This is a genomic window from Phytopseudomonas dryadis (assembly GCF_004327355.1).
Lineage (GTDB): Bacteria > Pseudomonadota > Gammaproteobacteria > Pseudomonadales > Pseudomonadaceae > Aquipseudomonas > Aquipseudomonas dryadis.
The window spans coordinates 26,271-38,362 of the sequence record NZ_QJUM01000041.1 but is presented as its reverse complement, the minus strand read 5'-3'; the positions used below and the strand labels follow the sequence as shown (position 1 = coordinate 38,362).

8 protein-coding genes and 1 rRNA gene are annotated in these 12,092 nt (G+C 64.0%); 6 read left to right on the top strand and 3 right to left on the bottom strand.

Annotated elements, in window-relative coordinates; genetic code table 11:
- The 4 genes from rrf to DNK34_RS23855 form a co-directional block, all read left to right on the top strand.
- Positions 1 to 79 (top strand): 5S ribosomal RNA (rrf, locus tag DNK34_RS26030); the annotation flags it as partial.
- 322 nt (positions 80 to 401) lie between these two features.
- Entirely contained in the window at positions 402 to 1,061 is a 660-nt protein-coding gene (locus DNK34_RS23865; RefSeq protein ID WP_131177770.1) for a paraquat-inducible protein A, read from the top strand.
- A complete protein-coding gene (locus DNK34_RS23860; protein WP_131177771.1) occupies positions 1,048 to 1,665 on the top strand; it encodes a paraquat-inducible protein A in 618 nt (205 codons plus the stop codon). Before DNK34_RS23865 ends, DNK34_RS23860 begins: the two co-directional genes overlap by 14 nt.
- The gene (locus DNK34_RS23855) at positions 1,658 to 3,955 is read left to right on the top strand and encodes a PqiB family protein (RefSeq protein WP_131177772.1); all 2,298 of its coding nucleotides are present in this window, start codon (positions 1,658 to 1,660) and stop codon (positions 3,953 to 3,955) included. Before DNK34_RS23860 ends, DNK34_RS23855 begins: the two co-directional genes overlap by 8 nt.
- 282 nt (positions 3,956 to 4,237) lie before the next feature.
- On the opposite strand, the gene mksF is transcribed toward DNK34_RS23855, so the two are convergent.
- The 3 genes from mksF to mksB all read right to left on the bottom strand — a co-directional run bounded on the left by mksF (position 4,238) and on the right by mksB (position 9,120).
- The gene (gene mksF / locus DNK34_RS23850; protein ID WP_131177773.1) at positions 4,238 to 7,072 is read right to left on the bottom strand and encodes an Mks condensin complex protein MksF; all 2,835 of its coding nucleotides are present in this window, start codon (positions 7,070 to 7,072) and stop codon (positions 4,238 to 4,240) included.
- Positions 7,069 to 7,764 carry an Mks condensin complex protein MksE gene (gene mksE / locus DNK34_RS23845; RefSeq protein WP_131177774.1) on the bottom strand — a complete coding sequence of 232 codons (696 nt, stop codon included), beginning with the start codon at positions 7,762 to 7,764 and terminating at the stop codon, positions 7,069 to 7,071. Before mksE ends, mksF begins: the two co-directional genes overlap by 4 nt.
- Before the next feature lie 111 nt (positions 7,765 to 7,875).
- A complete protein-coding gene (gene mksB, locus DNK34_RS23840; RefSeq protein WP_131177775.1) occupies positions 7,876 to 9,120 on the bottom strand; it encodes an Mks condensin complex protein MksB in 1,245 nt (414 codons plus the stop codon).
- Between the two features lie 290 nt (positions 9,121 to 9,410).
- On the opposite strand from mksB, the gene DNK34_RS23835 reads away from it, so the two are divergent.
- A complete protein-coding gene (locus DNK34_RS23835; protein WP_131177776.1) occupies positions 9,411 to 10,508 on the top strand; it encodes a carboxynorspermidine decarboxylase in 1,098 nt (365 codons plus the stop codon).
- A 26-nt stretch (positions 10,509 to 10,534) separates the two neighbouring features.
- Complete coding sequence (locus DNK34_RS23830) at positions 10,535 to 11,779, top strand: saccharopine dehydrogenase family protein (protein ID WP_131177777.1); 1,245 nt, start codon at positions 10,535 to 10,537, stop codon at positions 11,777 to 11,779.
- Positions 11,780 to 12,092 lie beyond the last annotated feature (313 nt).

The window sequence follows — 12,092 nt, the reverse complement described above, 5'->3', positions numbered from 1 at the left end:
TCCCGAACTCAGTAGTGAAACGACGCATCGCCGATGGTAGTGTGGGGTTTCCCCATGTGAGAGTAGGTCATCGTCAAGCTTCTACCAGAAACCCCAGATCTCGACAGAGGTCTGGGGTTTCGTCTTTGTGGGCGGGGAAAAAGAAGGCCGACGGGCAGGGATCGGGCACGTTCTCGACAGGCTATAGGTTGCACGTAGGAGCCGGCTTGCCCGCGATGCTCTTGAACCGTGGCTCGCCGGCAAGCCGGCTCCTACAAAGGCCTGCCCTACGCGCGAGAGGCTTTGGCTTTGATGGCCTTTCCTGGGTATCGCTGCGCTCAACCCGGGCTACGGGTTGAAATGCCGAGGCCTTTTTCACGCAGTGCCGCTAGAATGATCCGATCTTTTCGAGAGCGTCACCCATGCCTGAGTTGGTCGAGCAGCAGTCCTTGGCAGAGCTACCTCTGGCGGAGCTGATCGCATGCCATGAATGCGATCTGCTGATGCGTAAGCCGCACATCGCCGACGGCGAGCGGGCCGAATGCCCGCGTTGTGGCTACGAGTTGTACAGCCACCGGCATCAGGTCGTGCGACGCAGCATGGCGCTGGTTCTGGCGGCCTTGCTGCTTTACGTTCCGGCCAACTTTCTGCCGATCATGCACCTGAGCCTGCTCGGACAGCGTAGCGAAGATACCGTCTGGAGCGGCGTGCTGGGTCTCTATGACAGTGGCATGCAGGAGGTCGCGGTGGTGGTCTTCCTCTGCAGCATGGCGGTGCCGCTGCTCAAGTTGCTCTGCCAGTTGCTGGTTCTGTTGAGCATTCGCCTGGCTGTCGGGCGCGGCTACGGTCTGCTGCTCTACCGCATTTACCACCACCTGCGGGACTGGGGCATGCTCGAGGTGTACCTGATGGGCATTCTGGTCTCGATCGTCAAACTGGCCGATATCGCTGCGTTGACGCTGGGATTCGGCTTGTTCTGTTTCATCGCCCTGCTGCTGGTGCAGGTGTGGCTGGAAGTGACCATGTCACCTCACCAGATCTGGGAAGCGTTATCGGGGGAGGCCGCCGATGCGCGCCATTGATGCGGGGCTGCTGATCTGTCACGAATGCCATCAGCTCAACCGGCACGAGCCGGAACTCAAGCGCCAGTATTGCTCGCGCTGTGGTGGACAGGTGCATGCGCGCCGGCCAAACAGTCTGGTTCGCACCTGGGCGCTGCTGTTGACCGCCGCCATCCTGTACATCCCGGCGAATATGCTGCCGATCATGACGGTCAATGCCCTGGGCCAGGGCCAGTCGGACACCATCATGTCCGGCGTGGTCACACTGGTCGGTCATGGCATGCTGCCGATCGCCGCGGTGGTGTTCATCGCCAGTATCGTCGTGCCGACGTTCAAGCTGGTCGGTATCGCGCTGCTGCTGTATTCGGTTCAGCGGCACCAGCCGATGTCGGCACGCCAGCGTGTTCTGATGTACCGCTTCATCGAGTGGATCGGTCGTTGGTCCATGCTGGATATTTTTGTCATCGCCATCCTGGTGGCGGTGGTCAAGTTCGGGAGCCTGGCGAGCATCGAGCCGGGCATGGGGGCGGCGGCCTTCGCCAGCGTGGTGATCCTCACCATGCTCGCGGCGCTGACCTTCGATCCTCGTCTGATTTGGGATAACACGGATGACGACCATGAATGATTTGCCAACCGCCAGGACTCGTCCGGCTTCCAACTGGTCGGCGATATGGGTGTTGCCCCTGATCGCCCTGCTGATCGGTGGCTGGCTGGCCTGGCGCGCCTACAGTGAAGCCGGGATCGAGATCCAGGTGGTGTTCGCCAGTGGCGAGGGCATCGAAGCCGGCAAGACCGAGGTGTTCTACAAGGGCATGTCGATTGGCCGTGTGACCAGCCTGGCGCTCGACCAGAGCAAAGAGCAGCGGGGCGTGGTGGCGACCCTGGAAATGAGCAAGGACGTCGAATACCAGCTGCGTTCGGGCACGCGCTTCTGGCTGGTCAAACCGAGCGTCAGTCTGGCTGGTATCACCGGGCTGGAGACCCTGGTTTCGGGTAATTACATTGCCGTCAGCCCGGGTACGGGCGAGCCCACCTATGCGTTTACCGCGTTGCCCCAGGCACCTCCCTTGTCGGATAGCCAGCCGGGCCTGCACCTGGTGCTGAAGGCCGAGCGGCTTGGCTCGCTGAACAAGGACAGCCCGGTGTTCTACAAGCAGATCCAGGTCGGCCGGGTGAAGAGCTTCACCCTGGCCGACGATCAGACTTCGGTGGATGTGAAGATCTTCATCGAGCCGGCTTATGCCGATCTGGTGCGCAAACACACACGTTTCTGGAATGCCAGCGGCATCAGCGTCGATGCCAATTTCTCCGGTGTGAAGTTTCGCAGCGAGTCCCTGGCCAGCATCGTCGCCGGCGGCATCGCCTTCGCCACGCCGGAGCATCGCAAGGACAGCCCGCCGACCGATCCGAGCAAGCCCTTCCGGCTCTACGAGGATTTCGACGCGGCCCAGGCGGGGATCAAGGCCGTGGTCAAGCTGAGCGATTTCGAGGGCCTGCAGGCTGGGCGCACGCCGGTCATGTACAAGGGCATCCAGGCGGGCACCCTGAAGAGCCTGAAAGTCGACCCGGACCTGAAGAGCGCCACGGCCGAGCTGGCCATGGATCCGCTGGCCGAGGACTACCTGGTCGAGGACAGCCAGTTCTGGGTGGTCAAACCATCGATTTCCCTGGCCGGCATCACCGGCCTGGAAGCCCTGGTGAAGGGCAACTACATCGCCATTCGCCCCGGACAGATCGGTGGCCAGCAGCGACGCGAGTTCGTCGCCCGGACCAAGGCGCCACCGCTGGATCTGGGCGCTGAAGGCCTGCACCTGGTTCTGTTCAGCGATACCCTGGGCTCCATGGACGTTGGCAGCCCGGTGCTGTACCGGCAGATGAAGGTCGGTTCGGTACAGAGTTTCCAGCTGTCGCGCGATAACAAGCAGGTGGTGCTGGGCGTGCACATCGAGCCGGAGTACGCCGGGCTGGTCAATCGCACCACCCGTTTCTGGAATGCCAGCGGCATTACCCTCAAGGGTGGCCTGTCCGGGGTCGAGGTCAAGAGCGAGTCGTTGCAGACCCTGTTGGCGGGCGGCATCACCTTCGAGACCGTTGACCTGAATGCCCCGGCCGAAGCCAAGCGGGTACAGCGTTTCGCTCTATACGCCGATCGTGACAGCGCCATGCGGCAGGGCGACGAGATCAGCATCCGGGTGGAGCGTGGCGATGGCCTGGCGCCGGGCACGGCGATCCGTTTCAAGGGCCTGGAGGTCGGCAAGATCGAGCGGGTCGAGTTGACCGAGGATCTGCAGGCGGTGCTGCTGCATGGCCGGATCACCACGGCTGCCAAGCAGGTGCTGCGCCCTGATAGCCGATTCTGGGTGGTCAAGCCCGAACTGAGCCTGACCCGCGCGGCGAACCTGGATACCCTGGTGTCCGGCCAGTACATCGAAGTCTTGCCGGGCACGCAGGCGGGTGGCCACCAGACCCGCTTCGTCGCCCTGGCGGCGGCGCCCGAGCAGGTCGTCGAGGAGCCGGGACTGCGTCTTGTGCTCAGCGCCGCACGGCGCGGTTCGCTCAAGGCCGGCGTGCCGGTGACCTACCGTGAAGTGCAGGTGGGCAAGGTCACGCGCTACGAGCTGGGGGCGACGGCCGACCGGGTGCTGATCCATATCCTCATCGAGCCCCGCTATGCTGCGCTGGTGCACACCGGTAGCCGCTTCTGGAACAGCTCGGGCTTCGGTGTCGATGCTGGCCTGTTCAAGGGCGTGAAGGTGCGTACCGAGTCCTTGGAGACCCTGGTCGAGGGCGGCGTCGCCTTCGCCACGCCGGAACCGACCGGCAACGCGGCGCGCCCGGGGCAGACCTTCGCCTTGTTCGACGAGGCGCAGCCGGAATGGCTGGAGTGGGCGCCGAAGATCGCCTTGCCGCAATAAGTGCCGCAATAAGGAAAAGGGCCGCATGAGCGTAATGCCGGTCAGTTAAGCATTTGGCCCGCAAAACGGCGGTTTGCCCTGGCGCTGTAGGAGCCGCGACCCCGCGGCGATTGGTGGCCATACCGCGATTTTTGCAAGTATAGCCACGGTCGCATCGCGCCGAGGTCGACGCTCCTACACGGAGCGGCGGTTTGCCGCTCTTCCGTAGGCGCGCCCTGCTTCTACAAAAACCTTATCTGATCGGCATTAGCCGCATGGGCGGCCCTTTTCATTGTTGTGGAATCAGGCCGGTTCGGCCGCTTCCTGTGCGGTCGAGGTACGTTCCGCGCTGTCTTCACGACGCTTGATGTACTTCCAGTCGGCTTCGTCGATATAGATGCCATTGGGCCCGCTGCCGCCTTCCAGGTCGATGGCCACGTGGGCCGAGACCTGCGGTTTGACCGAGGCGAGGATCGGCACGAAGCCCAGTTGCAGGCTGGTCTCGATCAGCGCCTGCTGGTTGCGTTCGTCGATGTCCGCGGCCTCGTCGAGGTAGTAGGGCAGGCGTACGCGCCCGGCCTGCTCGCGATCCATCAGGTGCAGCAGCAGGTACATGTTGGTCAGCGCCTTGATGGTCATCGTGGTGCCGTTGGAAGCGGCGCCATCGATGTCGGTGTGGATCACCGGCGCGCCGTGCACCTTGGTGATCTCGAAGGCCAGTTCGAACAGGTCCTTGAGGCCGAGCTGGTTGTGGTTGGCGGCCACCAGACGCGCCAGGTACTCCTTGGCTTCCTCGTTCCTGGCGTCCTGGTCGCTGCTCTGCTGCAGGTCGAATACCGACAGGGTTTCGCCTTCCTCGTATTGGCCGGCGCTGTGGATGATCTGGTCGATATGGCGCAGGGCATCCTTGTTCGGCGCCAGGACGATACGGAAGCTCGACAGGTTGGAGACCTGGCGCTTGTTGATCTCGCGGTTGAACAGCGCCAGCTGGTGTTCCAGGTTGTCGTAGTCGCTGCGGATATTGCGCAATGTCCGCGCAATGTCGGTCACCGCCGCACGTCTGGCCTTGGCCAGGGTGAGGGCTTCGTCCTGGCGATGGGCGTAGGCGTTGACCAGCAGCTGCAGGCGCCGCTCCATGTCGTCTTCGCTGTCGAACTTGGCCACGCCCTTGAGGCGGACCTGGGCGTACAGCGCCTCGATCTGCCCGTCGATGCGCTGCAGACCCTGCCAGGTGTCCTGGTAGTCGTTGAGCAGTGGCAGCAGGTTGTCCAGCGAGTCGTCCACCGGCTCGGTGAACGGTGCGCCGAACGGCAGGTCGGCCGGCAGCAGCTGGCGGCGGCGCAGGGCGTCCTCCAGGGTGCGTTCCTTGGCTTCCAGGTCGGCGAGCTGGCGGCCGACCAGTTGCAGCTTGGCGGACAACTGCTGCACGCGCTCGGTGAAGGCGTCGCTGGAGCGCTTGAGTTCATCCTGGGCGGCTTCCAGCTGCGCCAGTTGTTCCAGCTTGCCGCCTTCCTCGGCGGCCAGGGTCTGGCTGCGGCGGAAGTCTTCCAGGGCTTTCTGGGCGTCGAGCACGGCCTGGTACAGCTGTTCGGCCTGGGCCTTGCTGGCGGCGCGGTCGGCAGCGACCGACTGTTGGGTCTTGAGCTGCTTGTATTCGCGCTCGAGGCGGTCCTTCTGGTCGCGCAGCGCGGCGCGGTCGGCCAGGGCCTGCAGGGCTGGCGGCTCGATGTGCGACAGGTCGATGTCCAGGCCGGGCACCTGGAAGCGCTCGCCCTTGAAGCCGTCGAGAATGGCCTCCAGGGATTTGACCCACAGGTCGCCATCGTCGAGCTGAATGCCTTTCTCGCCCAGCGGCAGGCTGAACAGCTGGCCGTTGAACAGGCGCATCAGGCGATCGACGTCGGCCTGAGAGAATTCTTCACGCAGGCGCGAGTAGCTGTTGTTGTCGGCGTGGTCGAGCTGCTGCTTGACCGACTTGAGGCGTTTTTCCAGATCGTGCAGACGCTCGTCCAGGTCTTCGCTGGAGAATTGTCGGGACTGCGCCAGGGCGCCGGCCAATTCGTCGTGGGCGTCCTTGGCGGCGAGCAACTGGGCTTCGAGCACCTTGACGTCGTCGACCAGGGCGAAGCGGTTCTTCAGTACCGCGAGTTCGCCGAGCCAGCGCTGGATCTCGCTGAGTTCGCGTTCCAGGCGCATCAGCTCCTGGGTGCCGCCCCGTTGTTCCTGTTGCAGGCCGTCCTGCTCGTTGCGGTAATGCTCGGCCTGGATCACCAGTTCCTCACGGCGGGCGCCGGCATAGTCCTGCCAGGTGCCGAGCAGCGAGTCGAGCAGCGGCGAGATACGGTGCAGCTTGCCGCGCAGGTGTTCGCGCTGGGTCACGCCGGCGGCCAGGGCCTCGATCAGCGGACCGGCGGTGACCAGCGCCTGGTAGTCCTGCTCCATGCGCCGCACATCGCGGAACGCCTCTTCGGTGGCGGCGATGTAGTCGACGCTGCCCGAGCGCAGGCTGTGCTCGAAGGCATCGAGGAACAGCTGCTTCAGCTTCGCCGCGGTGATCTCGCGCATGTGCAGCAGGTTGATGAACAGTGCGCGGAAGGTCTTCAGGCTCTGCTCGCTGGTGGAGCGCAGCGGGATCAGGGTCAGGTCGAGGGGAATCGAGGTATGCCCGCCGACCAGCAGGCGGCGCAGCTCGTCCGGCTTCAGTTCGTAGGCCTTGAGGCCCTCGCGCTCGAGGTTGGCGAACAGCTCGCGCTGACGCAGGCAGGTGCCGTTCTTCTGGTAGTGATCCAGGTCCAGCTGCCCCTGATAGGCGAAGAACTGGTGGCCGAAGCCGCCGCCCGGGCCGCGCCCGGCCACGCCGATCACGTGGGGACCATGGGGCAGGGCGACTTCGACGAGGATGTAGCTGGTGTCGGTGGCGAAGTAGAACTTGCGCGACTGTTCCAGGCTGTACTTGCCGAAGCTCATGTCCGACATGCGCGCCAGGATCGGGAACTGCAGGGCGTTGATCGAGGCGGACTTGCCCAGGTTGTTGGCGCCATACACCGACAGCGGGTTCTCCAGAGGGAACAGGCCGAGGCTGTAGCCGGCGGTGTTGAGCAGGGCGAAGCGGCGGATGCCGTAGCGTTCCTGGGTCATGCTTCACTCTCCTGTGCGGCGCGTTCTTCGGCCATGGCGCGGGCCATGGCCTCTTCCTCGGATTCTTCGACGGCATCGTCGAGGGTGATGATCGGGTCACCGCTGTCGTCGTCGATCAGCACCGGCGCCGGCAGCGACAGGTCGCCGCTGTGCAGGTTGGCCGCCAGGTCGCGGTCGTGCTGCACCGACAGGCAGACGTCGAGGAAGCGGTGCATCGGCGGCAGGAAACGGTAGATGCCGTTGCTGTCCTCGGCGAAGCCCAGCTGGGTCAGGCGGCGGATGATCTTGTCTTCGAGCTCTTCGTGGCTGGTGACTTCGGCCTGCAGGAACAGGTCGCGGTACTTGTCCAGCAGCGCCGGCAGTTCATCGCGGCCGATGCTGCCGCCGTCGAGTACCGACAGCGGGTCGCGGCCCTGGTCGGCCAGGTGCTCGACCAGGATGAAGGTGAACAGCGCCAGGCGCTGGGCGGTCTTGTTGACCTGGGCCGCGGCCTGTTCGGGGATGAAGTAATAGAAGCCGCGCGGATCGCACACCAGCTCGAAGCCCAGGGCCTTGAACAGGGCGCGATACTGATCCTGCAGCGTGGACAGCTGGGCGTAGCACTCGGGCTCGCTGCGCGACAGGTGGTAGCCCTTGAACAGCTCGCGGAAGATCGCCGCGAGCTGGGTCATTTCTTTGAGGTCGATATTCATACGCAATGCTCACAGGCAGTCGTAGGGTGGAAAACCGCGAAGCGTTTTCCACCTGAGAGTTCGAGGTGTCCAATGGTGGACAAGCTGCGCGTTGTCCACTCTACGAGGGCGTTAGGCATTGGGGCGGCCCACCAGGGCAAAGGAGGCAAGACTGATCTCGTGCTCGCGGGTCAGGTAAACCTGGCGCTCCAGGCGATCGCGCTGGAAGCGGCCTTCGCGCGACAGGCGCGAGAACCAGTAGAGCAGTTCGTCGGTGGCGCCCTCGGGCTCCTGCTCCAGCAGCCAGACCATCAGGTCGGGCAGCGGCAGGGACTGTTCGCAGCGTTCGATCATTTCTCGCGCGGTCTTCGGCGCGCGCGGGTTGTCGCCCTTGCGCTTGCCGCTGGCCTTGGGGAAGTGGTTGGGCTTGGCCTCGAAGCGGGCCAGGGCGTAGACATAGGCCTCGACCTGGGAGGCGCTGCCGAGGAAGGTGCTCTGCGGCCGGGTGAACAGTGGCATGGCCGCCTGGGGCACGGCGTCCAGGCCCTTCTTGCGGATCACCGACAGGGCCAGGGCCGCGCCACGGGTCACGGCGTTGTGCCGGCGCGCTTCCTCACGCAGCGGCAGCAGCAGCTCGCGGGCCTTGCGCAGGGTCAGCTGGGCGGTGGTCTGCATCTCCAGGATGCGCGCATGGGTACGCAGCAGCAGGTCGTCGTCGACCAGTTGCCCGAGGCGCTGCTGTTCGCCGAGCAGGCGCAGCAGCACGTGTTCGACCCGGTATACGCCCTGCTCGAAGGCACCGTCGGCGGCGACCAGCTGGATCATCGGCTCGACGTATTCGTCCCAGGTCGCCAGTACCTCGGCATAACGCTGGCGCAGGGGGATCTGCCGGTCGCTGGTCTTGGCCCGCTCGGCCACGCCGACCAGCGCCTGTTCGTCGTTGGCCAGCTTCTTCAGCACGTCGCGCACGCGCATGTCGAGCAGGCGCAGCTGGCGGGCCAGGTCGTTGCCGTCGCGCACCTCGAAGGCGTCCTGGATATAGCCGGCCAGACGCTCCAGATGGCGCAGGTAGGCTTCGATCTCCAGGCACAGGCCGAGGCGGTGCTCGCGGCGCAGGTAGGCGAGGAAGTCGTGGATCTGCGCATTCAGCTCGAAGCGATTGGGGCTCTTGGCCACCGGCACCAGGATGTCCAGGCGGATCCACTGATCCAGCAGGGCGGTGACGTCCACGGGCGTGCTTTGCGGCGGCAACTGGGCGCTGAGCTGGTTGCGCAGCTCCACCAGGCTCAGGGTGCCGGCGTCGAAGCGCTCGCAGAGCGGTTCGAGCAACGTCCAGTGTTCGGCGAGGGCGCGCAGTACGCGTTTGGGGTCGATCATCGCAGGGGCGGTCGCTCGATTTCGAAAAAACGCCGATTGTACGGGAAAGCGGCGCCAAGCTCTAAGTGACGCTCGTCACCCTCTGTCATGCCCCGGTCATGGCCCATGGGCATGCTCGGCAGCGTTGCGGCTGTCCCGGCGCGGCCGGGCGACGCCGGCGAAACATCCAAACATGGACAAAATATGCTCAATGGCCTTTCGATATGCGTCGGTTGTCGGCACAATTCGCGTCCGCTTTTTTCGGGAGGCTGGCGGGCTCCTGTTGGCCGACCTTTATTACGGATCGCGAAATGATCAAAACGCCGTACTACCTCATCGACAAACAGAAGCTGCTGGGCAACATGCAGAAGATCGCCTACGTGCGCGAACATTCCGGCGCCAAGGCACTGCTGGCGCTCAAGTGCTTCGCTACCTGGTCGGTGTTCGACCTGATGCAGCAGTACATGGACGGCACCACCTCCTCGTCGCTGTACGAGCTCAAGCTCGGCCGGCAGAAGTTCGCCGGCGAGACCCATGCCTACAGCGTGGCCTGGGCCGACGACGAGATCGACGAGATGCTCGCCAACTGCGACAAGATCATCTTCAACTCCATCGGCCAGCTCGAGCGCTTCGCCGAGGCCAGCGAGGGCAAGGTGCGCGGCCTGCGGGTGAACCCGCAGGTGAGCAGCTCGGATTATCTGCTGGCCGACCCGGCGCGTCCGTTCAGCCGCCTGGGCGAATGGGACCCGGCCAAGATCGAGACGGTCATCGGGCAGATCTCCGGCTTCATGTTCCACAACAACTGCGAAAACGCCGACTTCGGCCTGTTCGAGCAGATGCTCAGCCACATCGAAGAACGCTTCGGTCACCTGCTGCACCAGGTCGAGTGGGTCAGCCTCGGCGGCGGCATCCACTTCACCGGCGAGGGCTATGCGCTGGACGCCTTCTGCGCGCGGCTCAAGGCCTTCTCCGAGAGGTACGGCGTGCAGGTCTACCTGGAGCCCGGCGAGGCGGCCATCACCCAGAGCGCCTCGCTGGAAGTGACGGTGCTCGACACCCTGTACAACGGCAAGCATCTGGCCGTGGTCGACAGCTCCATCGAAGCGCACATGCTCGATCTGCTGATCTACCGCCTCAATGCCAAGCTGGCGCCCAGCACGGGCGAACACAGCTACATGGTGTGCGGCAAGTCGTGCCTGGCCGGGGATATCTTCGGCGAGTACCAGTTCGATCGTCCGCTGGCCATCGGCGATCGGTTGTCGTTCATCGACGCAGCGGGTTACACAATGGTCAAGAAAAACTGGTTCAACGGCCTGAAAATGCCGTCCATCGTGGTGAAGCAGCTCGACGGCAGCGTCGAGGTGGTTCGTGAATTCGGCTTTGACGATTACCTGTCCAGCCTCTCCTGAGGCCGCAGTTCAAGGGGGTGAAACAATTGAAGAAGAACGTTCTTATCATTGGTGCAGGAGGTGTCGCCAAGGTGGTGGCCCACAAGTGCGCGCAGCACAACGACGAACTCGGTCGTATTGCCATCGCGTCGCGCAACATCTCCAAATGCCAGGCCATCATCGACAGCGTCAAGGCCAAGGGCAGCCTCAAGCAGGCGGCCGAGATCAAGGCTTTCGCGCTGAATGCACTGGATATCGAGGCGACCAAGGCGCTGATCCGCGAGACCGAATCGCAGATCGTCATCAACGTCGGTTCCGCCTTCCTCAACATGTCGGTGCTGCGTGCCTGCATCGATACCGGCGTGGCCTACCTGGACACCGCCATTCACGAAGAGCCGGGCAAGATCTGCGAGACGCCGCCCTGGTACGGCAACTACGAGTGGAAGCACCTCGAGGAGTGCCAGCAGAAGAACGTCACCGCCATTCTCGGCGTGGGCTTCGATCCGGGCGTGGTCAACGCCTATGCGGCCCTGGCCCAGCAACAGCATTTCGACCGCATTGATTCGATCGACATCCTCGACGTCAATGCCGGTTCCCATGGCAAGTATTTCGCCACCAATTTCGACCCGGAAATCAATTTCCGCGAATTCACCGGGCAGGTGTGGAGCTGGCAGAACAGCCAGTGGACGAGCAACCGCATGTTCGAGGTCAAGCGCACCGACGACCTGCCGGTGGTGGGCGCGCAGAACCTGTACCTGACCGGCCACGATGAAGTGCACTCGTTGTCGAAGAACCTCGACGTGCCCAATGTGCGTTTCTGGATGAGTTTCGGCGAGCACTACATCAACGTGTTCAGCGTGCTGAAGAACCTCGGCCTGCTCTCCGAGCAACCGGTCAGGACCGCCGAGGGCCTCGAAGTCGTGCCGCTGAAAGTGGTCAAGGCCGTGCTGCCCGATCCCGCCTCGCTGGCGCCGGGCTACAGCGGCAAGACCTGCATCGGCGACCTGGTCAAGGGCAGCAAGGACGGCCAGCCGCGCGAGGTGTTCATCTACAACGTCGCCGACCACGAAGAAGCCTTTGCCGAGACCGACAGCCAGGGCATTTCCTACACCGCCGGCGTGCCGCCGGTGGCCGCCGCACTGCTGGTCGCCCATGGCGAGTGGGACGTACAGCGTATGGCCAATGTCGAGGAGCTGCCGGCCGAGCCGTTCCTCAAGCTGCTCGACGCGATGGGCCTGCCGACGCGGATCAAGGACGAGCACGGCGACCGTCCCTGGGATCAGTCTCTGTAAGGCACGGTTGCGCAATCGCTGTACGAAAAAAGGATCGCCGAGGCGATCCTTTTTCGTTTCCACGTTCCGTAGCAGCCGGCTTGCCGGCGATTGGCGGTCGCACTGCCGGTCCTGCCGGATGACTACGATCGCATCGCCCCGAGATCGGGGCTCCTACGCCGTGTGGATAGTCCACGCGATCCCATGGCGATTGGTCAGACCGTCACCACCGCCGAGGCCCGCATCACCAGGCCGATAGCGGATGTGCTGGTACAGCTCCCTCGCCGCCCAGGCTTTCGTCAGCCTTGCCTGTGCGCCCGGCTGAGCAGATGGG

Bases quoted from the DNA above. Each gene is read 5' to 3' on its own strand.
- DNK34_RS23835 (WP_131177776.1), top strand. From the start codon at position 9,411: ATGATCAAAACGCCGTACTACCTCATCGACAAACAGAAGCTGCTGGGC.
- DNK34_RS23855 (WP_131177772.1), top strand. From the start codon at position 1,658: ATGAATGATTTGCCAACCGCCAGGACTCGTCCGGCTTCCAACTGGTCG.
- mksE (WP_131177774.1), bottom strand. From the start codon at position 7,764: ATGAATATCGACCTCAAAGAAATGACCCAGCTCGCGGCGATCTTCCGC.
- DNK34_RS23865 (WP_131177770.1), top strand. From the start codon at position 402: ATGCCTGAGTTGGTCGAGCAGCAGTCCTTGGCAGAGCTACCTCTGGCG.
- mksB (WP_131177775.1), bottom strand. From the start codon at position 9,120: ATGATCGACCCCAAACGCGTACTGCGCGCCCTCGCCGAACACTGGACG.
- mksF (WP_131177773.1), bottom strand. From the start codon at position 7,072: ATGACCCAGGAACGCTACGGCATCCGCCGCTTCGCCCTGCTCAACACC.
- DNK34_RS23860 (WP_131177771.1), top strand. From the start codon at position 1,048: ATGCGCGCCATTGATGCGGGGCTGCTGATCTGTCACGAATGCCATCAG.